Raw genomic sequence first — 23,429 nt, 5'->3', positions numbered from 1 at the left:
AGGGGGTGAGGATGTCAACTGCATTACGGTCTTTTTTTTAGCCATATGCCTCATATTTTAAAGTTGATGCTCTGTGATGTTAATAAAATAACGTTTTCTACTTGCAAGTCGATATAAAGCCCATTAAAACATATAGAGAGATTTTATAATTTTGTATAACAAGGAACGACCATGAAACTTTATTATACGCCGGGTGCATGTTCACTCGCTGCGCATATTATTTTAAATGAAATAAATGTTGATTTTGATTTAGAGCGCGTTGATTTAAAAACACATACTACAGAAAAAGGCGTAGATTATTACAGCATTAATCCGAAGGGCTATGTTCCAGCTTTGGAGATTAATCCAGGTCTTATCCTGACTGAAATTGTTGCCATTTTACCATTTTTAGCTCAGCATGACCCTAAACAAGATTTGATCCCGCCATCAGGCATGGGACGAGCGAAAGTACTTGAGTGGCTTGGATATTTAAACTCAGAATTACATGATGCTTATGCAGTATTTTTTGGCCCTAAGCTTGATGAAGAGCAAAAGCAACGTGCTTATCAAGAGATCGATCGTTTGTTGAATTATATTGAAAAATATTTGGCAAGTACCGATTTTGATTATTTGATTAATGATCGTTTTGGACCTGCAGATGCATATTTATTTGTAATCACCAATTGGTCTAAGCTCATTAAACATGATCTTGAAGCATTCCCAAATATTAATTTATTACGTGATAAAGTTGCGCAGCGTCAGTCGGTACAAATTGCCATGCGTGATGAAGGCTTAATCAAGTAGTCTGTTCTACAACCTTAAAACTTAAAAAAGGCTCAAGTCTGGTGACCTGAGCCTTTTGAATGTAAGCATCAATACTTTACATGTGCATTATTTAAAGAAATAACCCGTTTCTGGTGAGCTAGCATTGGCAAAACGTTTTTGTGCCATGCGACCCGCTTGGAAAGCTTCTCGTCCAGCTTCTACAGCTTTACGCATAGCAGATGCCATCAAGATTGGGTTTTGTGCAGCAGCAATTGCTGTGTTCATCAAGACGCCATCACAGCCAAGCTCCATTGCAATCGCAGCATCACTTGCTGTGCCAACACCCGCGTCGACTAAGATCGGAACTTTAGCATTTTCTTTAATAATCGCGATGGTATGTGGGTTTAAGATTCCAAGTCCAGAACCAATTAAACTCCCCAATGGCATAACAGCTACACAACCCATGCTTTCAAGTTCTTGAGCAACAATTGGATCGTCAGACGTGTAGACCATCACTTCAAAACCATCATCCACCAAAGTTTTCGCGGCTTTAAGCGTTTCAGTGATATTGGGATAAAGTGTACGTTCGTCACCGAGTACTTCGAGTTTAACCAAGTTATGACCATCTAGAAGCTCACGCGCCAGCATACAGGTACGTACTGCGCTATTTGCGTCAAAACAACCCGCAGTATTAGGCAAGATGGTGTATTTCTCTGGTGGAATAACCGAGAGGAGGTTAGGTTGATCTGGATGTTGACCAATATTGACGCGACGAATCGCGACTGTCACGATCTCAGCACCACTGGCTTGAATCGCAAGATCAGTTTCATTGAGATCTTTGTATTTTCCAGTACCTACTAATAAGCGAGAGTTAAAACTTCGAGAACCAATGATGAGAGGTGTGTCTTGCATGCTTAACTCCATGTTTAGCCGCCACCAACGGCATGAATAATTTCGATACGATCTTGGGGAGAAATCGCAGTATTTTCAAGCTGACTTTTACCAATAATTTGCTCATTGGCTTCTACAGCAAAGCGTTTTCCTTCCAGCTCTAGCTGTTGAACAAGCTGAAATAGGTTCTCACACTGGGTGTCTATGGCTTGGCCATTAAGATAAATTTGCATAATAAACCTGCGCTTATACGGCTTTTGACTGTTTGAATTTCACAGCGTTGTACGCCAGTGCCAACCAACCCAAAATCATCAGTGCACCTCCAATAGGTGTGATTGCACCTAGACCACGAGGTAAACCTAATCCCATGATATAAAGTGAGCCACAGAACAGAAGGATACCCAGTTGTATACTGATAAAGCTGAGTTTAATGGGGAACTTAGGGTGTACCTGTTGCAAGATCGCCAGCGCAAATAAAGCTAAGCCGTGATAAAAAAAGTATTCGGTTGCAGTATGCCACCAAGTCAACTGTTCTGGACTGGCAAAAGCTTTTAAACCGTGTGCACCAAAAGCCCCTAATATCACAGCAAGGGCTAAATTGAGTGCTGAGAGAGCGATCCACATAGCGAGTATTAGTTCATACAAATGAGGCTTAACCTTAGCATAAAAATTCTGAGAATTTAAGATTAAGGATGCGTTCAATTTACAAAGCTTATGGACTAACACATTGAAAAAAAGCAAAGAACCAAGGGTTCTTTGCTTTTAGTGGATAATGTTGATGAAGATCAACCAATCGCTTAGTTTGATGACATCGCGACTTTGATTTTTTCCATTGCATTTTTTTCCAATTGGCGAATACGTTCTGCTGATACATTATATTCAGCAGCTAATTCATGCAGTGTGGATTTATCATCATCTAGCCAACGACGTTGTAAGATATTACGTGAACGATCATCAAGTTGACCCATCGCTTGATGCAATGCTTGACTGCTTTGCTCTTCGTAGTCTTCATTTTCAACTAAACGAGCAGGGTCATAGCGATTGTCTTCAAGATACAGTGCTGGTGCCACATAAGTTGGCGTGTCATCGTTATCTTCACCTTGTGCTTCAAATGCAGCATCATAGGCAGTCAAACGACCTTCCATTTCCAGCACTTGCTCTGCTGTAACGTTTAAGTCGTTCGCAATAGATTTTGCTTCTTCCAAGGTCAGCTTTTTGCTGGACTTTTTCAAACTACGTAAGTTAAAGAACAATTTACGTTGTGCTTTGGTGGTCGCAATCTTGACAATACGCCAGTTACGAATCACGTATTCGTGAATCTCAGCTTTGATCCAATGCACAGCGAATGATACTAAACGTACACCCATATTCGGGTCGAAACGTTTAACAGCTTTCATTAAGCCTAGATTGCCTTCCTGAATTAAGTCACCTTGGGGTAATCCATAGCCAGCATAACTACGTGCTATATGGACAACAAAACGCAAATGCGACATAACAAGCATTTTTGCAGCTTCTAAATCTTGGTCATTAAAATAACGCTCAGCTAACTCTTTTTCTTGCTCAGCCGTTAAAATTGGAATTTGATTAACAGTGCTTATATAAGCACCAAGATTTACGCCAGGTGCAGATAAGGACAGGGGCATCAATTGATTGCGGCTGTCACTCATGATATCTCCTTGCAGGTTTTGCGTTCGCTTACCAAAGCGTTCATCTTAAAGTGAATATGTGCGATTGATAAGGAACATTGGGTATAAAAATGTAAATATCTATGCAAATGCAGTTTAACTGTGGATTAATTAAAAAAACTTAAGATTCAATAAAGTAGTGATATTCAGTCTCTGATTTTTTTTCAGCACGACATTGAATATGATTGAGCTGACAGTAACGCACAATATCAATCTCACTATGTGGGTCGCTTGCCAGCAAATGAAAGCATTTTGATTGCTCCGCTTGCTTCATTGCTCGTTTCAATAGTAATAGCGGCATCGGGCAAGGTTTTCCTCTTGCGTCGATTTCAACAACTGAATTCATTTATATGTAGAATAAACCAAAATAACAGGTGTCTAGTATAACCAAGTATGGGGAGCTTCAACAACGTTAAATAATAATTCTCTTTTTATTTCAAATGTATGACTTTATGAGACAAATGCTAAAGATTAGGCTAGATTGGCAACATATTTCTATTAAATCAGGTTTAAAATAAAATAACTAAAAAAAATCTATTAATTGACCCAAACCCATGTTAAGCTCGATGCGAAATTGGGTTCTAGGCTATATTAGAAATTTATACCTGGGCTCTTATTTTTAATGGATGTAACCGGAATTTGTTAATAGTAATACAGAATGACTATAGGCTTTGAAATAAAAAAATATTTTGAACTCTTGCTTGCTCTGCTGTTTGCAACACCGGGTGGTCCTTTTATTCTTGATAACAGAGGATTAACTTATGACAGCTCGCGAACAAGGCGTTGTTAAGTGGTTTAATGATACTAAAGGTTTTGGCTTTATTCAACGCAGTGGCGGTGATGACGTATTTGTACATTTCCGTGCAATTATGGGCGAAGGCCACCGTTCACTACGTGACGGTCAACGCGTTGAATTCAGCGTTGTACAAGGTCAAAAAGGTTTTCAGGCTGAAGAAGTTCAACCTTTAGACTAATTTCCTTGTGTAAAACACTTGGTGAAAGCGCCTCAATTCTTATGAGTTGAGGCGTTTTTATGTATATAATGGTTTAAATTTAAACCATTGACTGTAGAGCTCCATTTATGTCATTTGCTTTCCAAATCCTGAAATTACATCCGCAATTACAACAAGCGATTGATGCTTTAGGGTTTACTGAAATGACCCCTATTCAGCAAAAGGTATTGAAATACACTTTGGCTGGACATGATGCAATTGGTCGTGCACAAACAGGTACTGGTAAAACAGCCGCTTTCTTGATAAGTATCATTAATGATTTACTTAATAATCCATTAACTGAAACCCGCTATCGTGGCGAACCTCGTGCTTTGATTTTGGCACCGACACGTGAATTAGCGATTCAAATCGAAAACGATGCCAAAGAACTAGTTAAATACAGTAATTTAAATGTTGTCACCTTGGTCGGTGGGGTAGACTTTGATAAGCAGCGTAAGTTACTCGATGAAAATTTTGTTGATATTATCGTAGCTACGCCAGGTCGCTTAATTGATTTCACAGAGCAAAAAGAAGTTTGGTTGGATCGCATAGAATTTTTGGTGATTGACGAGGCAGACCGTTTACTTGACATGGGTTTTATTCCTTCAGTCAAACGAATCGTGCGCTATTCACCACGTAAAGAACAACGTCAGACTTTAATGTTCTCTGCAACTTTTAGCTATGATGTATTGAATCTGGCTCAACAGTGGTTATTTGAGCCTGTTACAGTTGAAATTGAACCTGAGAAAAAAACCAATGCTGATGTTGAGCAACGTGTTTATTTGGTTGAGAAAAAAGATAAATATAAATTGTTGTGTGACATTTTAAAGCAAGAGCCTATTGAAAAAGTCATGATTTTTGCTAATCGACGAGATCAAGTTCGTAAGCTTTATGACAACTTAAAACATGATGGTCATAAGGTAGTGATGTTATCTGGTGAAATTGCGCAAGATCGTCGCTTGAAGATGTTAGATCAATTCAAAAATGGCCAACATAATGTCATGATCGCTACAGATGTTGCAGGACGAGGAATTCATGTTGATGGTGTATCGCATGTGATCAACTTTACCTTACCTGAGCAATCTGATGATTATGTACATCGTATCGGACGTACAGGTCGTGCTGGTACACAAGGTGTGAGCATTAGTTTCTTATCTGAAGATGATGCGTTTTATTTACCTGAAATCGAAAAAGCAATCGGGCAAAAATTGCCTCTTACACGTATAGATGGTTATTGCTAAGTTAGTGATCATCGCTTAAAGATTGCGATTAAAAAACCGCCCAACTTTAGATGAATGAAGTTGGGCGGTTTTTTATGTGATCAGCAGTAAAGCTTATCGACCACGGCCACGGCTTTTGGTATTCGGACGGGTAGTTCCATTGGTCTTACGACGTGGACGTTCACTTTCATTCATTTGCCAAATACGTTTAGTGCCTGACTTTTTCTTTTCACCCTCTTTTTTGTTTTTAAGATGTATTGGTTTACCACCTTTACCGCCTGGTTTTTTCACATATGAACGTGAACGGTATGGCTCATCTGGTGGTAGATCTTTAAAGTCTGGATACAGTAATGGTTCAATTTCTGTTTGCTCACCAGGCTGTAGCTGGAGTTGAATTAAGTCAATCGTACCAACTTTAGTGCGAATTAAACGTAAAGTAGGGAAGCCTACAGCAGTCGTCATGCGGCGTACTTGACGGTTACGACCTTCACAAATTTGTATTTCAACCCATGATGTTGGAATATTCGCTCGGTAACGAACAGGTGGTGTTCTTTCCCAAAGCCATTCAGGTTCGCTGACCTTGTTTACACGAGCAGGTAGGGTCATGCCGTCATTGAGCTCTACACCCTGTTGTAGCTTGGCAATCGCCTCTTCAGTGATGTCTCCATCTACTTGTGCTAAATAAGTTTTATATTTTTTATTGTTCGGATGGGTGATGAACTGATTGAGACCACCATGATCAGTTAAGAGCAATAAACCCTCAGAATCAAGATCAAGTCGTCCTGCAATACGTAATGATGGGTCTTCAATAAAGTTAGCCATCGTTGGGTGCGTATCATCCTCGCGAAACTGAGAAAGTACATTAAAGGGCTTATTAAGGATGATGATTTTCATAAAAAAAGGCAACTTTGGTCAAGTAAATGCAACACAGCATCAGGGAGTTGTAGAGAAAATATGCAGATTTACTCAATTTACCCCCAAAAATAGCAGATTGTGGATAGGATAATCTTTGTTGATCAAAGATAAAAGTCTTCGTTACATTCGGTGGGGGATTGTTAATAGGATATTAAGGTACTGGTTCTGGAATATCACAATAGTTAATGCAGGTGCTGTGTATTGTTTTTATGAATTTTAGTGCAGAGTAATATGTAGGTTGAATTATTTAAATCTGAGATTCTCCAGAGATGCCGCTGCATGTCGTTACCCTTGAACCCTTAAAGTTCAAGGTGGACGCGACGCGTACTTGCTGGGTTTCCTGCACGGGGCAGGCATACGCTCTAAATACGCAGAACACATCCTAAGATGTTGATATCGGCTCAGGGGAATTCGACCGGCTGGCAAACATCCTAGAGAGAATCACAGTATAACTAAACTATGTAAATTGGCAAATGCTCAAAGCAACTTTTCTGCAATTAAATGGTCGTAGACAAATGATTTGCACAAAGAAAAAGCGGAATTAAACCGCTTTATCAATATCTTCGATCATACTACTTAGCAGACGTTCGCAGTGTGAATATTGTTGTAATGTTTTATTTAAAGATAAAACTTCTTGCATTAACTCAAGAGCAACCAAGATGACTAGCTTATTATGTTCCATATTGGGAGCTTTACGTCGGAACTCTTGGAATTTCTCATTGAGTTGTTTTCCTGCACGCTCTAAGTCAGCTTGTTGATCAACAGTGGTAGAAAGACGAAAACTTTGTTCAATAAGACGTAATTCTAGTGCGACGACATCAGACATGATTAGATCTCCTCATGCTGTTCTGTTGGATGAGCAAGTTGTTGAATCTCTTGCGCATGTTGATCTTGTTCAGTGCCAAGAGTTGCTAGTCGTTGAATAATTGCCTCAACTTTCACTTTCGCGTGATCATTTTTTTGTATCAAACGTTCACGTTCAGCCTGCAACTCTTCAATTTGTAGTTGGGATTTTTTCTGATCACCCAGCATTTTTTCTTTTACTGCACGTAATTCGTTGCGCTCAGTCAGGATTTCCTGAAAGCGATTTTTAAGATCTGTACAGCTCTTTTCTAAACGGCCATAGCGCTCAGCTAGGGCAGTTGCATCAGTATTCAGTTGTTTAAACTGTGATTGAGCCTGAGAAAGCTGTTGATTTAACTGGTCAATTTGCAGCTGCTTCTGCTTTATACTGTCGTCTTTTTGAGAAATTTGCCCACGAAATTGCGCTTCACTGTTGGCTTGATTTTGCTGCAGTGAGGCATTTTCATTTTCGACTTTTTCAAGGCGTTTGTTTAAAGCATCCAGGTGCGCTTTTAAACGCTGTAATTGTTCTAACATAAGATGGTCGCACAGAGTTGCAATCAAAGGTAATATATAACGCAGTATAGAGATTGGATAAACGAATGCAAGACGATATTTCAGGTTGGGCAACGTGGGAAGCATTTTTTCAGGGTATTGAAGAAATATCCAGCCCAAGTGAGCTGCATGGTTTGCTAACAGGTATAGTTTGTGTAACGGAAGCACCGAGCCGTGAAGAATGGCAACAGATTCTAGATACGCTCAATGTACCTGAGCTGGAAGAAGATGCATTGGCAATGCTGTCGGAAGAAGCCGAAGATGTTGCTCATGCATTAAGCGAAGATGAACTCGACTATTTACCAATGTTGCCTGATGATGAACATCTATTGGCTGAACGCGTTCAAGCACTCGCTGATTGGTGTGCAGGCGTTGTGTTGGGCTTCGGTTTAGCTTCAGGACATTTACGTCGTGATGAACGTGATTTGATTGAACATTTACAAGAAGTTGCTGCTGTTGAGTTTGAGCCATCGGATGATGATGAAGATGGTGAGATGAGTTATCAAGAGTTATTAGAGTTTGTTCGCTTGATTCCTGTTTCCTTAGCAATGGGTCGTAAAAAGATTGCGGTTGCAGAGAGTAGTCTGTTAAAACATTATCTGGAAAAGTTACAAAAACGACCTGATCAATCTGACTCAGTGGTTGAGATGTTCACACCACATCGTCCTAGCTAAGGTGCTTGTAAGGTACGGCATTAAAAATTTTTAAGGCCGTACAGCATCAGGCTTTTAGTTTTGATCCCAATGCAGTCATCGAAGTCATATTGATCGATGACTGCATATTTACTCCATTGGAACATGGCGCCTCATGAAATTAGCTCAAACAGTATTTAAACAACGTCGTGATCAACTTGCACAAGCAATGGGACCGAATAGCGTGGCAATTATTGCGACGAGTCCTGTGGCAATGCGTAATCGGGATGCTGATTATAAATATCGTGCAGATAGTAGTTTTTATTACCTTACTGGATTCGCTGAGCCTGAGGCTGTGGCGGTAATCGAGACGGGTAATGATCCTGATGATTATTTGTATAGTTTATTTTGTCGTGAACGCGATCGTGAGATGGAAATCTGGAATGGCTATCGTGCAGGTATAGATGGAGCAATCGATGACTATGATGCTGATGAAGCTTATGCGATTGATTTACTTGATGAAGAAATTCTAAGTAAAATCACGCACTGTGAGGCACTGTATTATCGTATAGCTGAAAATGTAGAGTTTGATGCACGAGTTACGGGTTGGCTCGCTAAGTTGCAACAAGGTCGTCAATTTAAACTTCCCACACAGTTAAAACCGCTAGATGCGATTGTGGATGAAATGCGGTTGTTTAAAACTGCTGCTGAGATTGAGTTGATGCAGACTGCTGCAGATATTAGTGCACAAGCACATACTCGAGCAATGCAGAGTGTACGTCCAGGAATGATGGAATATGCACTTGAAGCTGAATTGAATTATATTTTTGGTCAGCATGGCTGTGTACCTGCCTATGGCAGTATCGTGGGTGGTGGAGCCAATGCGTGTATTTTGCACTATGTGGAAAATGATCAAGAATTAAAAGAAGGTGATTTAGTTTTAATCGATGCAGGATGTGAATATCAATATTATGCAGGCGATATCAGCCGAACCTTCCCAGTCAATGGTCGTTTTAGTCCACAGCAAAAAGCATTATATCAAGTGGTGTTGGATGCACAATTGGCTGCGATTGAACAAATCCATGTTGGCGTATCTTATAAACAGCCGCATTATGCTGCGGTTCGTGTATTAGTCACCGGTTTGGTGGCGTTGGGCCTGTTACAGGGCGATGTAGATGAATTAATTAATACAGAGGCTTATCATCGTTTTTATATGCATGGTACAGGACATTGGTTAGGGATTGATGTACATGATGTCGGCGAATATCAGGTTGATGCAGCACCACGTCCATTTGAAGCAGGTATGGTCATTACAGTTGAACCTGGTCTTTATATCGCTCCTGATGATCAAACTGTTGACGAGCAGTGGCGTGGCATTGGGATTCGGATTGAAGATGATGTCTTGGTGACAGCACAAGGTCCACATGTATTGACTGCAAAAGTTGTAAAAACTATCGAAGACATTGAACAATTAATGGCAAATGCTCGTTTAAGCAGCTAAACATACACAATTACTGAGTCATATTTAGCGTCCAAAGAAGACGTTGTAAGACAGTTAAAGCATTCATTATGAGTATATTGGCAGCACTATTGGCCAGTGAGGAGTAGAGATGGTACAGCAACAAGTAGTCATTGTTGGTGGTGGGATGGTTGGCCTCAGTTTATCGTTGATGTTGGCAAAGGCCAATATACAGGTCAAATTACTTGAAGCAATTCAGTACCCAGACGAACAGCAAGCTGCAGACCTACCTTACCATTCAAGTTTTGACGCACGTAACACAGCACTGTCACGTCGTAGTGTCGAAATTTACCAAAAGCTTGGGCTTTGGGATGCTTTACAACAACATGCAACACCAATTTTACAAGTGCATATTACAGAGCAAGGCGGTTTTGGTAAGGCTCGCTTGGTTGCTGAACAAGAAAAAGTGGAAAGTTTCGGTCAAGTTATTGAAAATGCTTGGTTGGGGCGGGTATTGCTCAGTCAAGTTCGTGCTCAACCATTGATTGAATTGATTGATGCTGCAAAAGTTATCGCCATTGAACAAAATGAACAACAAGTCCGATTAGGTTATAGCCGAGCAGGGCAACAGTATCAGCTCGAAACCTCGTTATTAATTGCTGCTGATGGTCGAGATTCGTATTGTCGTCAAGCTTTGGGTGTATCTGTGGATGTGCATGATTATGATCAGGTTGCGATCGTAACCAGTGTTGAAACATCTAAACCTCATCAGCAAGTTGGTTTTGAGCGTTTTAGCGCTTTAGGGCCCTTAGCATTATTACCATTACCAGGTGACTATCGCCGTTCAGTAGTTTGGCCTGTGAAAAAGGGGACAGAGCATGAGTGGCTTGGTGAAGAGAACGATCAACATTTCTTGGATGCCTTACAACAGACCTATGCTGATCGTGCTGGAAAGTTTGTAAGAACAGGCAAACGTTTTTGTTTCCCGTTGTCACAGGTTTTGGCTGAACGTCAAGCGATTGGTCGTGTTGTGCTAATGGGTAATGCTGCCCATACCATTCACCCAGTTGCAGGCCAAGGTTTTAACCTATGTATGCGTGATGCCTATGTCTTGGTGCGTTTTATCACTGAACAAATCAGTCGAGGTCAAGATATGGGGGATCCTGAAATGCTCAAAGCTTATGAGCAAGCCCGTTTAAGTGATCAACGCCGCGTGATTAAGTTTTGTGATGCGGTAGTCCGAGGGTTTAGTACAAAGAACCCTGCATTAAAACTCATACGTAATACGGGCCTATTGGCTTTTGATTTGATCCCAGGAATTAAACCCCTTATTGCCAACTATGCGATGGGATTAAAATCATGAGTGAGATTTTAGATGTCGTCATTGTGGGTGGTGGTCTGGTCGGTGGCCTAACAGCTTTGCTCTTGGCAGAAGGCGGAGTTCAAGCCACTGTATTGGATGTTGCGCCTGTACTAGATGCTAAGCAGGTACTCGCTCAGCCCAATCCACGTGTTTTAGCACTGAGTCAAGCAACATTACATTTGCTTGAAACAGCGGGTGTTTGGCAAAAGGTGCAGCGCCATATGCCATATAGCGGTATGCAAGTGTGGAATACTGACGGTTATGGTGAAATTAACTTTGGGCAGCCAAGTTTACAGACACCTGCATTGCAACAAAGTCTAGGTGCGATGGTTGAACCAAGCATCTTAAATTTGGCAATTCAACAACGGATGTTTGAACAACTACAAGATTACCGCACCACAGTCAAAGTAGTTGCTATTGAGCAGACCGTTGCCGGATGGGGACTGACTTTAGCAGATGGCCAGCGTCTTGAGACCAAACTATTGATTGGTGCAGATGGTGCTCAATCATTTGTTCGTGAACAAGCGATGATTGACTTAGATGTTCTGGATTATCACCAAGCTGGATTAAGCTGTGCAATACGAACAGCCAAACCTCATCAGCATGTTGCACGTCAGATATTTTTAGCTACTGGACCATTGGCCTATTTACCTATGGCAAGTTTAGACATTGCACAAAATGGTTATTGGCAATCTATTGTTTGGACTTTAGCTGATGATTATGCAGATGAATATTGTCAATTAAATGATGCTGAGTTCTGTCAGCTGTTAAGCCGCGAGAGCCAATATATGCTCGGTGAGGTGCTTGAAGTCAGTCCACGCGCTAAGTTTCCATTGAAAGCACGTGCTGCAAAACACTATGTGCGTGCTGGTTTAGCATTGGTCGGTGATGCAGCCCATGTGATCCATCCATTGGCAGGACAAGGTGTTAATATTGGTTGTTTAGATGCAGCAGTCTTATCTGATGTGTTATTACATGATTTAGGGCGTGGTGTGTGGGCACATGAGCAGACGCTAAAGCGTTATGAGCATCGCCGTAAAGGGCAAAATGATGCCATGATGCATGGTATGTCTGCGATTGGCTGGTTGGAAAAACAAGCCTTCTTTCCATTGATTTGGGCGCGCAATCTTGGCTTGCAACAAGTGGAAAAGCATCAAGTATTTAAAGATACATTTATGGCGAATGCAAATGGCTTATCCGCTATAGCTGACACACGTTACGCCAAAGTTGGGGCGCTGTGATAAATTTTAATCATCAATTTAACTTTTATTACTAATTTGGTCAAAAAAAATACGTTTTTATTGTAATTAACTCTAGTCTAAATCCAAAGAGCTTGCTACATTTCTCGCTAAATCCTAAGCCTTTAGAGCGGGGTTGAAGTCATTGATGGGGAGTTTAGAATGACGGATATAAATGACTATGCCGAGAATGATGATCAGGCAGTAGATGAAGATGAAGCACAAGCGGCTGAGAAGGGTGCGACTGATACTGAGTCGACTATTTCAGATGCTGATTTGGCTGAAGCTGAGACACTGTCTGTGACTGCAAAAAATAAGCAACGTCAGACCTTAGAAGATGAAGTTGCTGCATTTTTAGCACGTGGGGGAAAGATTACTGAAGTACCACCTGATGAATCTGCCTACGACTAAGTTGTAATCAGTAGTAAGATGAAATCTAGACCAATGATATGTTGCGCTTAGTAACGGTGGTTGGTCGCTCATAAAGCATCACAATAAGTGATGCTTTATGTATTTTCAGCCAGCAATTAATTGTGATTGTCTGAGATCGCTTGACTCAACTCTAAAGCACGTTGATAAGCAATTTTTTTCTTTACACCACTTAAGTCAGCAGCGAGCTGTGAAGCTGCCTTAACGGATAAGTCTTGTAATAAGCGCTGTAGAAGTTGATCGAGCGCTTGTTGATCTTGATTCAATTCTGAATCAGTCGAAGCACCACCAATGACCAAAACAATCTCACCTTTTTCTTGATGATGATCTTGTTCAATAAACTCTACGAGTTGTTGCAGTGTCATTTTTTTGATCGTTTCAAATGTTTTGGTGATTTCCCGAGCGAAACCGACTGGACGATCAGCTCCAAAGATTTGGCACATGTCTTTGACACAAGCCAAGATGCGATGAGGAGCTTCATAAAAAATCAAAGTTTGGCTTTCATCTTTAATTTTTTCAAGTTGCGCCAGACGTTGGCTCGATTTAGATGGTAGAAAACCCACAAAACTAAAGCGATCGCTTGGTAAACCAACACTACTTAAGGCGGCAATGGCTGCGCATGCTCCTGGAATGGGAGTCACACGAATACCATTTTCCTGTGCTGCACGCACTAGTTTAAAACCTGGATCACTAATTAAAGGCGTACCCGCATCACTGACAAGCGCAATATCATGGCCATTCTTAAGTTTTTCGATAAGTGAACTAATCACATGACTTTCATTGTGATCATGGCAAGCTGTGAGTGGGGTTGTAATATTAAAGTGTTTGAGCAGTTGAATTGATTTACGTGTATCTTCTGCGGCGATCACAGTAACATTTTTTAAAACTTCAACAGCACGAAAGGTCATATCATCCAAGTGCCCAATTGGGGTCGCTACGACAAAAAGTTGAGCACTCATAGAAGATTCTCCAAATATTAAACAAAGTATTGATGCAGCTGCTTGAAGCTGACTTCGACTTGATTTGATCAATACGTCCAAAGCAGCGCGGTTATTCTACCTGAATCTAGGGCTTTGGCGGGAGCTTCTTCAATCAATCATTAAAATGAGTGACATATGTTGTAGCTCGGCAGGATGACTACAGGAGAATCATCGTGATGATACGCCTCGGACAGTGGGCTGAGTTAGAAGCAGCACAGCGACTGCAAGTAGCAGGTTTTGAGGTTGTGGCGCATAACTACTATAGTCGCTATGGTGAAATTGATTTAATTGCGTTACAAAGACAACAATTGATTTTTGTCGAAGTTAAAGCGAGAACTGTGAGCCAATATGCCACAGCTGTTGAAACTATTAGCTTGGTTAAACAAGTAAAAATCATTAAAACAGCACTGTCATATTTGCAAGCCCAGCCTAGACTGTTAGAGTATGATCTACGCTTTGATGTTATCTGTTTTGATTTTTATCGAAAATTTGCAAAAAATGTACAGTACGAATTCTCGAAATTTTCGTATGATTGGCAATGGATTGAAAATGCATTTCATGTCGATATAAATTTGATTAATTTGTAATTTATGCATCTGTCATTGAACAGAGTCGCTTTTAAAAATATCAGTAGGAGTTTTCCAGCGTGTTAAAACCGATCGTCATCACATTGTTGTGCGCTGTAAGTCTGGCAGGATGTACAAGTTTGATCTCAGGCGGAACTGGGTCTACGCCTGTGGGAACGGAAAGTGGTGTACGCTCATTAGGACAAGTCTTTATTGATTCATCTATTGAACGTACGGCCAAAATTAATTTGTTAAAACTCGATAGCCGTTTCAAACAATCACGTGTAAATACCAATAGTTTTCATAGTAATGTTTTATTAACTGGGCAAGTGCCTGACGAGCATTTGAAAAAATTAGCTGAAGAAAACTTACGTGCAATGAGTGATGTAAAAAGTGTGCATAACTACATTACTGTCGGTGAGCAAATTGGCTATAACACCATTATGCAGGACTCCGCTGTGACTGCGAATACGCGTGGCCTATTGATGCGAGCACCTGTTATTTCAGACAGTAAGGTGTTAGTACACACGGAAAATGGCATACTTTATGTGATGGGTAAACTCAATAACGCAGAGATTACTGATCTGAATGATGTGCTTTCTAAGGTAGGTAATATTACTAAGATTGTGACTTTAATCGATAATACTCAACAAGCTAGTGCGACGCGTACTGCTGATGTGAGCACAGTGCCTTTAAGTGGGGAGCAGACCCCAGTTGCGATTGAACCAAATGGATTAGAGCAGCAGAATCAGAATGTTCAACAGTAATCGATCAGACTTGTTGCAGTTTGTTCAACGTAACCATCAACACATTAAACAATGGTTAAAAGATTTTAGAGTGTATGACTTAGCAAGTCGTACACTGAACCGTTGCACGCCTCGACAAGGCTATCGGCGAATAGAAAATATTGCTTATGGTTTAAAAGGGCGTCATCGCTTAGATTTATATATCTCAGAACAACAGCGTTTTTCGGCACGCCCTTTGGTCGTTTTTGTCTATGGCGGTGCATGGTTACGTGGTGATAAATCAGATTACCTCTTTGTTGGTGAGGCGTTAACCAGTTGTGGTTATGATGTTGCGGTCATTAATTATCAACATGCGCCACAACACCAATTTCCAAGTTATGTCCATGACGTATCTTTGGCATTGGAGTTTTTAAATCAGCAGCAAGTTAAATATGGCATTTCAACTGAGCAGATTGCGCTAATGGGACATTCTGCAGGCGCATTTAATATCGTGTCTCTGTTGCATCATCCAACAGTTTTGGAAAGTGCCACGCTTGATTGTGTTCGTGCTGTTGTCGGTATTGCGGGACCATATCATTTTGACTATCTGGGTGATCCAATCGCTGCAGATGCTTTTGATCAGCAGATCCCTTATCAACAGGTCATGCCATATTATTTTGTCCGTGCTCACGCTGCACGACATTACTTATTTTTAGCAGCCAAAGATACGGTGGTGATGCCAAGTAATAGTTACGATTTGCATCGTCAGCTTTTAGCGCGAGGCAATCATAGCCAACTGAGTGTTATTCCACGAACCAACCATGTCTCTGTAATGGGAAGTTTTGCGAGCATTTTTAGTCGTTTCTTTAGCACAAAAGCACAAATTATTGCCGCTTTGGATGAGTCTTTTCAAGATTTACTCATCCAAAACTAAACTGGCCTAATCCGCACTACATTGGTTGATTGGGCTGTTATGAATCACATGTTGAATCATACGGTATGCGATACTGCCTGCAATTGGAATTTCAGGCAGTTGATCAAATTTAAAGAATTGAGCATCGCTTATTTCTTCTTCCTGTAAGACTAAATCACCTGACTGATATTCAGCTTTAAAAGCTAACATCAAATTACTTGGAAAAGGCCAAGGTTGACTGGCCAAATATTCAATGTTTTTAACATGTATGCCGACCTCTTCAAGAGTCTCTCGTTGAACAGCCTCTTCTAAAGTTTCACCTACCTCCACAAAGCCAGCGATTAAACCATACATTTGACTTTTGCTATTGGCGTTTTTGGCCAATAGGATTTCATCTGTGCCGCGGGTAATGACCGTAATAACACAAGGTTGCACTCGTGGGTATTGGCGATAAGAGCAGTCAGGGCAGACCATTGCATATTCACTCGGATGTACCTGTGTTTCATGACCGCAGTGGCTGCAAAACTTATGATTTCGGCGCCATTCTAATAATTGTACGGCACGGCTAGCTTGTTCAAATTCGGCAGTAGACCATAGACTGATCAGCTGTCTGATTGGAATAAGTTGATAACCCTCAGGGATTTGATCATCTGGATTTAAATCACGAGCAATGACCTGATCACCTGCTTGGAAACATAGATCATTATCTAGTTTCTCAACTTTGGGTGGTTGGAAATTGACATCTACCAGCAGTTGATCGTGGTGAAAAATATAAGCAAGAGAAAGTTCAGACATAATAAATGGGTCACTATAGAGGAGAGTGAATTACTGGGCAGATTAAACCAAGAGCATCTCTCTAATATAGTCCTCGGGTCATGTAAAACAAGTCATCGCCCATAAAAAAATGCGCTTAAAAACGCATTTTTCTGTCAAGTGATCTGAAAAACTTAAATTTAGACTTGAGCAAAGATACAAGGTTCACCGTTTTTCTCTTGGTATTGCTGTACCCATTGTTCATGGGCTGCTAATTCTTCAACCGAAGGGACAATCACAGGTAAATCAAGTTGTTCGGTTTGTAATTCAATACGCTGTGCATCTTGTTCTGAAGTTGAAGATACTGCATCAATATTGAGAGAGACCTGACCACCCGTCATGGCTAGGTAGACGTCTGACAAAATCTCAGCATCGAGTAATGCACCGTGGTAGGTACGATCACGCTGTGGGATGTCATAGCGTCGTACCAGTGCATCAAGTGAGTTTTTCTGTCCTGGATGTTTGTTTTTAGCCAGTGCTAAAGTATCGACAACTGTACAGACCTCAGAAAGTGCAGGTAGGCCACTACGTGTAAACTCCATATCAAGGAAGTTCATATCGAATGTTGCATTATGCGCAATAATTTCACTACCTTTGAGATAGTCAAATAACACTGCCGAAATTTCTTGGTATTCAGGTTTATCTGCAAGAAATTCATCGGTAATACCATGCACATTAACCGAATCACCCACAGGCTTTTTAGGGTTAATGTAGATATGGATCGAGCTACCCGTCAATTTACGGTTAATCATTTCAATGGCGCCAACTTCTACGATACGGTCGCCATCAGAATAATAAAAACCTGTGGTCTCTGTATCTAGGATCAGTTGACGAGGGCCATGTTGCTCTCGTGTCGTTGGGGTGATCACGATATGCGGATGATGAGAGACAATGTCTGTGGCTGGAGTCACTGGTGTTTCAGTTATTTGAATTTCAGCGCTAAGCTCTGCTTCTGCTTCTGCTTCTGCTTCTGCTTCTGCTTCATTTTCTATAAGATCAAAGCCAAAGGGATCATCTAATAACCAGTCGCTTTCAGATTTTTTTTTTGTATCATCATTCATACTGTTTTTTAAATTTTTTAAGGTTTGATCTGCACCTTGGTTAGCAAGCTGATCTGCTTTTTCATTGCCAGGATCACCTGCATGGCCTTTGACCCAGTTCCATTCAATGTCACGGTTTTTACATACTTCATCGAGTGCTTTCCAAAGATCTGGATTTTTAACATCTTTCCAGTTTTTCTTTTTCCAACCTTCAATCCATTCTGTAATGCCGCGTTTCACGTAGGTTGAATCAGTCCAAACAATCAGCTTATCTGTTGGTGCACAAAAACGTATACCTTCAATGGCTGCAGTCAGTTCCATACGGTTATTGGTCGTATTGTCTTCACCACCACATAACTCATGTTTCTTGTCTGCTGTAATAATATAAGCACCCCATCCCCCTAAACCTGGGTTACCACGGCATGCGCCATCGACATAGAGAGTGATTGTTTGTGTCATAACTTAAACCAACGAAATGTAAAATTGCGGTTGAACATTGGGGGGTAAGAATTTATTGTATATGCAAATTTGAGGTTTCTGCGATAAATCTCAAAAAAATTTAATTTCTTGTAACATTTGTAATCATTTTGAATGAAATAATAGCCTTGTAGATACACACTGCTTCACTAAAATGGCTGCGATAAAACAAATTTACTGTGTTGTTGTCTGGAACTTTATATGTCAAAACCTAGTAGTACAGCGTGGAAAACCACTACATCCACAATTTTTAAACTCTCGATCTTAACTTCTGCACTTGCAGCTTTTGGTCTAACCGGATGTGCTTCCACTCAAAGTTCCAGTACTTCAATCCGAACACAGCCAAGCGGCATGCTTGATGCAAGTAGTTTAGATTCTCTTGAAGATTTACTTTCTGCAACAGATATGCGTGCGGTAGAAGGTGATCGTTTACTTATCTTAAAACATGGTGATGTGTGGAAGCGCATGACTGTCGGTTTTAAAATGGATCTTAATCATTGGGATCCACGTATTGAAGCACAGCGAGGTTGGTTTGCTTCACGCCAACCTTATTTAGAGCGTTTAAGTGCGCGTGCATCACGTTACCTTTATCATACTGTAAAAGAAGCTGAGCGCCGTGGTATGCCAACCGAATTGGCATTATTACCGATTATTGAAAGTTCTTATGATCCGGCAGCAACCAGTAGTGCAGCAGCAGCAGGGATGTGGCAGTTTATTCCAAGTACTGGACGCATCTATGGCTTAAAACAAACGAGCGCATATGATGGTCGCCGTGACGTTGTTGAATCTACACGTGCTGCGTATGAGTTCTTAGGCAGTCTATATAACCAATTTGGTTCATGGGAATTGGCTTTGGCTGCATATAACGCAGGTCCAGGTCGTATTCAACAAGCGATTAACCGTAACCAAGCTGCTGGTTTACCTACTGATTATTGGTCATTAAAATTGCCACAAGAAACCATGAACTATGTTCCTCGTTTCTTAGCTGTAGCGCAGATTGTTAAAAGTCCAAATCAATATGGCGTGAGTTTGCCTCCGATTGCCAACCGTCCACACTTTAGAGAGATCTCTGTTCCAGCAGGCGCACAGCTTAATCAAATTGCCAGTGTGACAGGATTGAGCCGTGGTGAGCTTTATGCCTTGAACCCAGGCCATCGTGGTGAAACAGTGGACTCATCTAGTCCAATGCGTATTTTGATTCCTGCTGACTTGAGTCCAAGTGTGGATAAAAAATTAAAGACCTTGTCAGGTTCGAGTTATAGTGGTGGAGGATATTGGGCAAGTAATAACAGTAGCACTCAACCCACAGTAACCACACCTGCACCAAGTGTCATGCCAAGTGCAACGGTCACACAGTCTGTAACGACGCGTTCGGCTACGACTCCAGCAACCAGTACAACCAATCAATATACTGCAAGCACAACAAATACAGTAAAAGTGCCTGAGACGGCATCAACGACAGCCAGTAAGTTAGCGACTACACCTAAAACAGCTAGTGCTTTAGCGAATTTTGCTGCAAATGCAGATGTCCCAAGTGCGCCACGTATTCCTGTTGCAGTAACTCAAGCGCCGAATATTAAACCTGTTGTGACTGAGCCACCGATTTCTACAAAAGAACGTGAACAAATTTTAGCTGCAGTAAAACGTGATGAAGATAAGGCTGCGTTACAACAGGCATTAAGCCCACAGGCAACTGCAGCAGAGCAACAAGAAGTTGTTAAAGAGTTGACCGCAATTGCGCCACGAGGTACTGAGGTTGTCGATCCTTTAGATGGTAAAATTAAGCTTACAGCGATTCAAACCAGTCAATCTGTTGCTGAGCAACAGGGTAAAGAGGTCAGTGTAGGCTTCTCATATCCTAAGGGTGTAGCTGAGAATACTTCTCCAACTTCAGTTGAAGCAAAACTCAACAGCGGTAAGGTGTTTGAACGTCAGAATGATGACGTAGTTGTTGTACCGCCAAAAGGTAAGCGTACAACTTATAACGTTCTGCCAGGCGACACCTTGGCAATAATTGCGACTAAAAATGGCGTGAACTGGCGTGATGTTGCTAAATGGAACCAAATTGATCCAGAAAGCACTCTGTTTGTAGGTACAACAATCTATCTTTATGATGCTAAACCTGTAACAACTGCACCGCGTGAGCCAGCAATTACAAAATCAGAGAAAGTCACTAGTTATGTTGTGAAACCAAATGACAGTTTGACTGGTGTAGCTGAGCAATTTGGTATGACTGTCGGACAGTTGGCAAGTTATAACAGTCTGTCTGTGACGAGTAACTTGTTTGTTGGGCAGAAGCTGACATTGGTTGATCCCTTACATAGAGGCACGACAGAAAGTAGTGCTGTAAAAGAGCAACAGCGTAATGTGCGTAAAGACAGTCAGATTAAGACCAAAACTTATGTTGTGAAACGTGGTGAATATCTTAAACTCATTGCAGATCGTTATGCGATGAGCAATCAAGAGTTAGCAGATCTCAATGATGGTTTAAGTGCTGGAAGTCAGTTATTGGTCGGTCAGAAAATTCAAGTGCCTTTACAGGAAGTTAATACTGCTGTGAAGGAACCTGTTGAAGCTGCGAAGACAGAAGTCAAAGCTGTAGCAAGAAACCCGAAACTCGACAATATCAAAACTGAAAGCTATAAAGTTCGTCGTGGTGAAACTTTATCGAGTATTGCTGCTGCTTCTGGTATGAGCCTGAATGATTTTGCAAGTTTAAACCAAATCCCAGCGAACAAATCATTGCTTGTGGGACAAACATTGAAGGTACCAGTTGGTAGTCAAGTCCCTGAGTTTTATACTGTTCAAGCTGGAGATAGTCTGACTGCGATTGCTGACAAATACAGTATTTCTCTGTCACAGTTAGCAAACTTAAATAAACTCAGTATTAGTTCTGGGGTGAGAGTAGGGCAAAAACTCAAACTGACTGGTGAACCTGAGCCTGAAGCTAAAACTGCGCCACGCGTCAGTGCGGCAGCCCAGACTGAGGAAAAAACAGTTGAAAAAGCGCCAAATAAAGCAGTTGTTTCAACTAAAAATACTGAAAAGTACAGTGTAAAAGCGGGTGATAGTTTAACCAGCCTAGCTGGTAAAGCGGGTGTTTCTGTGCAGACTTTGGCTGAGATGAATAACCTGAGCCCACGGGCAAACTTGCTTCGTGGTCAAAGCATTTTGCTGCCTAAAACAACCACACAGTATAAAGTGAGAAGCGGTGACTCTCTTATCCGTCTAGCCAATAAGTATGGGGTTGAACCTCAAGCCTTGGCAGAGATGAATAAAATTGATGCGAACACCAATTTACGTATTGGTGAAGTGATCACTGTTCCTAACTAATCGCTTGAACGCTTAAATAAGCATTCAGGCATTATAGGTGGTTGCATGTCTGATCTAAAATCGCGAATAGCGTATGCAATGAGTTTAGGGCTACTGATGTGTAGCCCGAATAATTGGGCTGCGCCGCAAACGACTGCATATTTGTCAATGTATGGTCAGACGCGTTATGCAAAGGTTCCATATTTACCGTATGCCAATCCTGAAGCGCCTAAAGGTGGGCGCTTAGTCAGGGCTGAAATTTCAACTTTTGATAATCTCAATAGCATGAATGGTAAAGGAAGCTATGCAGACGGGATTGACAGTATTTTTGATTCATTGATGAGTCGCTCACTGGATGAACCGGGGGTAATGTATCCATTACTGGCGGAAAAAGTTACGATTGATCCAGAACAAAGCGATTATATTATTTTTCATCTTAATCCTCATGCACGTTTTAGTGATGGACGTCCTGTCACTGCAGAGGATGTCAAGTTTACTTTCGACACCTATCAGACGAAAGCGAATTATGGTTTGCAGATGTACATAGCAAATCTCGATAAAACAGAAGTATTATCTAAACACCAAGTTAAAATGACATTCAAGGGCACAGATAATACTGAGATTGCCAGTATTGTTGCTGAGCTGGCGATTTATTCTAAAGCAGACTGGCAAGACAAAGATTTTACCCGAATTACCTTACAGCCTATTATTGGTTCTGGCCCATATATTATTGATCAAATTGATCCAGGGCGAAGTATTAGTTATAAACGTGATCCTAACTATTGGGGGCGTGAATTAATGGTCAATCGTGGCCGTTATAACTTTGATCAAATTAAATATATTTATTTTCGTAGTAGCGAAGCAGCTTTTGAAGCATTTAAAACTGGTCAATATACGCTACACAACGATAAGCTGACACGAAATTGGATGGTTGGTTATCAGTTTCCAGCGGCAAAGGCTGCGATGATAAAAAAACAAGCCTTACAAACACATAATCCGATACCGACTCAAAGTTATGTATTCAATAATCGCCGTGCACCTTTAAATGACATATATATGCGACAAGCCCTAAGCTATGCTTATGATTTTGAATGGTTAAACAAGACGCTGTTTTTTGGGCAAAACCAGCGCTTAAATAGCTATTTTCAAAATAGTGAGTTGGAGGCAAAAGGACCTCCAAGTGCTCAAGAGCTTAAAATATTGGAACCTTATTTATCTCGTTTAGACCCATTACAACGTCAAGGTGTATTAGAAAACTGGGCTTATCCAGTGTCTGATGGAGGCGGTTTTAATCGTGATAATTTACTTAAAGCACGTCAGATTTTACTTGATGCAGGTTATCGTTATCAAAATGGAAGATTACTCGATTTAAAAGGTCAGCCTATTCATTTTGAATTTGTAACCCACCAGCAAAACCTGCAACGTAGTATTTTACCTTTTATACGTAATGCAAAAAAACTGGGTATTCAAATTGATTTACGCGTAGTGGATTTACCCCAATATATGGAGCGTATGCGTAAGCATGATTTTGATATCACTGCTTTAGTCATGCCACAGTCGATTAGCCCTGGAAATGAACAAGCACAAATGTGGGGCAGTCGAGCAGCAGATGAAGCGGGCAATTATAATTATGCAGG

24 protein-coding genes and 1 other RNA gene are annotated in these 23,429 nt (G+C 41.0%); 13 read left to right on the top strand and 12 right to left on the bottom strand.

Going from position 1 to position 23,429, the window contains the following annotated elements:
• The first annotated feature begins 171 nt into the window (after positions 1–171).
• The gene (locus tag Aru01_RS14460; protein ID WP_016655486.1) at positions 172–783 is read left to right on the top strand and encodes a glutathione binding-like protein; all 612 of its coding nucleotides are present in this window, start codon (positions 172–174) and stop codon (positions 781–783) included.
• Positions 784–870: 87 nt separating this feature from the next.
• Here the strand turns inward: Aru01_RS14460 and Aru01_RS14455 are convergent, their stop codons facing one another.
• The 5 genes from Aru01_RS14455 to Aru01_RS14435 all read right to left on the bottom strand — a co-directional run bounded on the left by Aru01_RS14455 (position 871) and on the right by Aru01_RS14435 (position 3,666).
• Positions 871–1,656 (bottom strand): thiazole synthase, encoded by a 786-nt coding sequence (locus tag Aru01_RS14455; protein WP_016655487.1) that lies wholly within the window; start codon positions 1,654–1,656, stop codon positions 871–873.
• Between the two features lie 14 nt (positions 1,657–1,670).
• A complete protein-coding gene (gene thiS / locus Aru01_RS14450) occupies positions 1,671–1,868 on the bottom strand; it encodes a sulfur carrier protein ThiS (RefSeq protein WP_016655488.1) in 198 nt (65 codons plus the stop codon).
• A 13-nt stretch (positions 1,869–1,881) separates the two neighbouring features.
• Positions 1,882–2,259, bottom strand: coding sequence for a DUF423 domain-containing protein (locus Aru01_RS14445; protein WP_040331089.1), 378 nt, complete (start codon positions 2,257–2,259; stop codon positions 1,882–1,884).
• 173 nt (positions 2,260–2,432) lie between these two features.
• On the bottom strand, positions 2,433–3,302 hold the full coding sequence (gene rpoH, locus Aru01_RS14440) for an RNA polymerase sigma factor RpoH (protein ID WP_016655490.1): 870 nt from the start codon (positions 3,300–3,302) through the stop codon (positions 2,433–2,435).
• Between the two features lie 139 nt (positions 3,303–3,441).
• Entirely contained in the window at positions 3,442–3,666 is a 225-nt protein-coding gene (locus tag Aru01_RS14435) for a sulfurtransferase TusA family protein (RefSeq protein WP_040331090.1), read from the bottom strand.
• Between the two features lie 415 nt (positions 3,667–4,081).
• On the opposite strand from Aru01_RS14435, the gene Aru01_RS14430 reads away from it, so the two are divergent.
• Together Aru01_RS14430 and rhlB are read left to right on the top strand one after the other, a co-directional pair.
• Complete coding sequence (locus tag Aru01_RS14430) at positions 4,082–4,294, top strand: cold-shock protein (RefSeq protein WP_016655492.1); 213 nt, start codon at positions 4,082–4,084, stop codon at positions 4,292–4,294.
• Between the two features lie 107 nt (positions 4,295–4,401).
• A complete protein-coding gene (rhlB, locus tag Aru01_RS14425) occupies positions 4,402–5,553 on the top strand; it encodes an ATP-dependent RNA helicase RhlB (protein WP_016655493.1) in 1,152 nt (383 codons plus the stop codon).
• A 93-nt stretch (positions 5,554–5,646) separates the two neighbouring features.
• Here the strand turns inward: rhlB and Aru01_RS14420 are convergent, their stop codons facing one another.
• The 4 genes from Aru01_RS14420 to Aru01_RS14405 all read right to left on the bottom strand — a co-directional run bounded on the left by Aru01_RS14420 (position 5,647) and on the right by Aru01_RS14405 (position 7,827).
• Positions 5,647–6,426: a pseudouridine synthase gene (locus Aru01_RS14420; RefSeq protein ID WP_016655494.1), complete on the bottom strand. Its 780-nt coding sequence runs from the start codon at positions 6,424–6,426 to the stop codon at positions 5,647–5,649.
• A 277-nt stretch (positions 6,427–6,703) separates the two neighbouring features.
• Positions 6,704–6,888, bottom strand: a non-coding RNA gene (gene ssrS, locus Aru01_RS14415) — 6S RNA.
• Between the two features lie 100 nt (positions 6,889–6,988).
• On the bottom strand, positions 6,989–7,273 hold the full coding sequence (locus Aru01_RS14410) for a cell division protein ZapA (protein WP_016655495.1): 285 nt from the start codon (positions 7,271–7,273) through the stop codon (positions 6,989–6,991).
• Between the two features lie 2 nt (positions 7,274–7,275).
• Positions 7,276–7,827: a hypothetical protein gene (locus Aru01_RS14405; protein WP_016655496.1), complete on the bottom strand. Its 552-nt coding sequence runs from the start codon at positions 7,825–7,827 to the stop codon at positions 7,276–7,278.
• A 65-nt stretch (positions 7,828–7,892) separates the two neighbouring features.
• Between Aru01_RS14405 and Aru01_RS14400 the strand changes: the two genes are divergently transcribed.
• The 5 genes from Aru01_RS14400 to Aru01_RS14380 all read left to right on the top strand — a co-directional run bounded on the left by Aru01_RS14400 (position 7,893) and on the right by Aru01_RS14380 (position 12,948).
• Positions 7,893–8,519 carry a UPF0149 family protein gene (locus tag Aru01_RS14400; RefSeq protein ID WP_016655497.1) on the top strand — a complete coding sequence of 209 codons (627 nt, stop codon included), beginning with the start codon at positions 7,893–7,895 and terminating at the stop codon, positions 8,517–8,519.
• 133 nt (positions 8,520–8,652) lie between these two features.
• Positions 8,653–9,978: a Xaa-Pro aminopeptidase gene (pepP, locus tag Aru01_RS14395; RefSeq protein WP_016655498.1), complete on the top strand. Its 1,326-nt coding sequence runs from the start codon at positions 8,653–8,655 to the stop codon at positions 9,976–9,978.
• Positions 9,979–10,087: 109 nt separating this feature from the next.
• On the top strand, positions 10,088–11,299 hold the full coding sequence (ubiH, locus tag Aru01_RS14390) for a 2-octaprenyl-6-methoxyphenyl hydroxylase (protein ID WP_016655499.1): 1,212 nt from the start codon (positions 10,088–10,090) through the stop codon (positions 11,297–11,299).
• Positions 11,296–12,540, top strand: a complete 1,245-nt coding sequence (locus Aru01_RS14385; protein ID WP_016655500.1) for an FAD-dependent monooxygenase — start codon at positions 11,296–11,298, stop codon at positions 12,538–12,540. Before ubiH ends, Aru01_RS14385 begins: the two co-directional genes overlap by 4 nt.
• Before the next feature lie 159 nt (positions 12,541–12,699).
• Positions 12,700–12,948, top strand: coding sequence for a hypothetical protein (locus Aru01_RS14380; protein ID WP_016655501.1), 249 nt, complete (start codon positions 12,700–12,702; stop codon positions 12,946–12,948).
• 116 nt (positions 12,949–13,064) lie between these two features.
• On the opposite strand, the gene rsmI is transcribed toward Aru01_RS14380, so the two are convergent.
• On the bottom strand, positions 13,065–13,925 hold the full coding sequence (gene rsmI, locus Aru01_RS14375) for a 16S rRNA (cytidine(1402)-2'-O)-methyltransferase (protein WP_016655502.1): 861 nt from the start codon (positions 13,923–13,925) through the stop codon (positions 13,065–13,067).
• A gap of 197 nt (positions 13,926–14,122) precedes the next feature.
• On the opposite strand from rsmI, the gene Aru01_RS14370 reads away from it, so the two are divergent.
• The 3 genes from Aru01_RS14370 to Aru01_RS14360 are packed head-to-tail and all read left to right on the top strand — an operon-like array spanning position 14,123 to position 16,171.
• The gene (locus tag Aru01_RS14370) at positions 14,123–14,533 is read left to right on the top strand and encodes a YraN family protein (protein WP_016655503.1); all 411 of its coding nucleotides are present in this window, start codon (positions 14,123–14,125) and stop codon (positions 14,531–14,533) included.
• A gap of 59 nt (positions 14,534–14,592) precedes the next feature.
• Positions 14,593–15,279 (top strand): BON domain-containing protein, encoded by a 687-nt coding sequence (locus Aru01_RS14365; protein WP_016655504.1) that lies wholly within the window; start codon positions 14,593–14,595, stop codon positions 15,277–15,279.
• Positions 15,266–16,171 (top strand): alpha/beta hydrolase, encoded by a 906-nt coding sequence (locus Aru01_RS14360; RefSeq protein ID WP_016655505.1) that lies wholly within the window; start codon positions 15,266–15,268, stop codon positions 16,169–16,171. The genes Aru01_RS14365 and Aru01_RS14360 overlap by 14 nt, the downstream gene beginning before the upstream one ends.
• Positions 16,172–16,177: 6 nt before the next feature.
• On the opposite strand, the gene nudC is transcribed toward Aru01_RS14360, so the two are convergent.
• Together nudC and dnaQ are read right to left on the bottom strand one after the other, a co-directional pair.
• Positions 16,178–16,945 (bottom strand): NAD(+) diphosphatase, encoded by a 768-nt coding sequence (gene nudC, locus Aru01_RS14355; protein WP_016655506.1) that lies wholly within the window; start codon positions 16,943–16,945, stop codon positions 16,178–16,180.
• Between the two features lie 158 nt (positions 16,946–17,103).
• The gene (gene dnaQ / locus Aru01_RS14350; protein ID WP_016655507.1) at positions 17,104–18,462 is read right to left on the bottom strand and encodes a DNA polymerase III subunit epsilon; all 1,359 of its coding nucleotides are present in this window, start codon (positions 18,460–18,462) and stop codon (positions 17,104–17,106) included.
• Positions 18,463–18,681: 219 nt separating this feature from the next.
• On the opposite strand from dnaQ, the gene Aru01_RS14345 reads away from it, so the two are divergent.
• On the top strand, positions 18,682–21,813 hold the full coding sequence (locus Aru01_RS14345) for a LysM peptidoglycan-binding domain-containing protein (RefSeq protein WP_016655508.1): 3,132 nt from the start codon (positions 18,682–18,684) through the stop codon (positions 21,811–21,813).
• A gap of 45 nt (positions 21,814–21,858) precedes the next feature.
• A partial coding sequence (locus tag Aru01_RS14340) for an extracellular solute-binding protein (protein ID WP_042111503.1) occupies positions 21,859–23,429 on the top strand: 1,571 nt, incomplete at its 3' end.

The organism is Acinetobacter rudis (genome assembly GCF_000829675.1).
Taxonomy (GTDB): Bacteria; Pseudomonadota; Gammaproteobacteria; order Pseudomonadales; family Moraxellaceae; genus Acinetobacter; species Acinetobacter rudis.
Note: the sequence above shows the minus strand (reverse complement) of the source record. Positions and strands in the feature narration are given on the sequence as shown.

Coding starts and splice junctions, on each gene's coding strand:
- rsmI (WP_016655502.1), bottom strand. CDS start 13,925: ATGAGTGCTCAACTTTTTGTCGTAGCGACCCCAATTGGGCACTTGGAT.
- dnaQ (WP_016655507.1), bottom strand. CDS start 18,462: ATGACACAAACAATCACTCTCTATGTCGATGGCGCATGCCGTGGTAAC.
- Aru01_RS14455 (WP_016655487.1), bottom strand. CDS start 1,656: ATGCAAGACACACCTCTCATCATTGGTTCTCGAAGTTTTAACTCTCGC.
- Aru01_RS14430 (WP_016655492.1), top strand. CDS start 4,082: ATGACAGCTCGCGAACAAGGCGTTGTTAAGTGGTTTAATGATACTAAA.
- Aru01_RS14410 (WP_016655495.1), bottom strand. CDS start 7,273: ATGTCTGATGTCGTCGCACTAGAATTACGTCTTATTGAACAAAGTTTT.
- Aru01_RS14405 (WP_016655496.1), bottom strand. CDS start 7,827: ATGTTAGAACAATTACAGCGTTTAAAAGCGCACCTGGATGCTTTAAAC.
- Aru01_RS14420 (WP_016655494.1), bottom strand. CDS start 6,426: ATGAAAATCATCATCCTTAATAAGCCCTTTAATGTACTTTCTCAGTTT.
- ubiH (WP_016655499.1), top strand. CDS start 10,088: ATGGTACAGCAACAAGTAGTCATTGTTGGTGGTGGGATGGTTGGCCTC.
- rhlB (WP_016655493.1), top strand. CDS start 4,402: ATGTCATTTGCTTTCCAAATCCTGAAATTACATCCGCAATTACAACAA.
- Aru01_RS14385 (WP_016655500.1), top strand. CDS start 11,296: ATGAGTGAGATTTTAGATGTCGTCATTGTGGGTGGTGGTCTGGTCGGT.
- Aru01_RS14380 (WP_016655501.1), top strand. CDS start 12,700: ATGACGGATATAAATGACTATGCCGAGAATGATGATCAGGCAGTAGAT.
- Aru01_RS14445 (WP_040331089.1), bottom strand. CDS start 2,259: ATGTGGATCGCTCTCTCAGCACTCAATTTAGCCCTTGCTGTGATATTA.
- Aru01_RS14345 (WP_016655508.1), top strand. CDS start 18,682: ATGTCAAAACCTAGTAGTACAGCGTGGAAAACCACTACATCCACAATT.
- nudC (WP_016655506.1), bottom strand. CDS start 16,945: ATGTCTGAACTTTCTCTTGCTTATATTTTTCACCACGATCAACTGCTG.
- Aru01_RS14400 (WP_016655497.1), top strand. CDS start 7,893: ATGCAAGACGATATTTCAGGTTGGGCAACGTGGGAAGCATTTTTTCAG.
- Aru01_RS14435 (WP_040331090.1), bottom strand. CDS start 3,666: ATGAATTCAGTTGTTGAAATCGACGCAAGAGGAAAACCTTGCCCGATG.
- Aru01_RS14370 (WP_016655503.1), top strand. CDS start 14,123: ATGATACGCCTCGGACAGTGGGCTGAGTTAGAAGCAGCACAGCGACTG.
- Aru01_RS14360 (WP_016655505.1), top strand. CDS start 15,266: ATGTTCAACAGTAATCGATCAGACTTGTTGCAGTTTGTTCAACGTAAC.
- rpoH (WP_016655490.1), bottom strand. CDS start 3,302: ATGAGTGACAGCCGCAATCAATTGATGCCCCTGTCCTTATCTGCACCT.
- Aru01_RS14460 (WP_016655486.1), top strand. CDS start 172: ATGAAACTTTATTATACGCCGGGTGCATGTTCACTCGCTGCGCATATT.
- thiS (WP_016655488.1), bottom strand. CDS start 1,868: ATGCAAATTTATCTTAATGGCCAAGCCATAGACACCCAGTGTGAGAAC.
- pepP (WP_016655498.1), top strand. CDS start 8,653: ATGAAATTAGCTCAAACAGTATTTAAACAACGTCGTGATCAACTTGCA.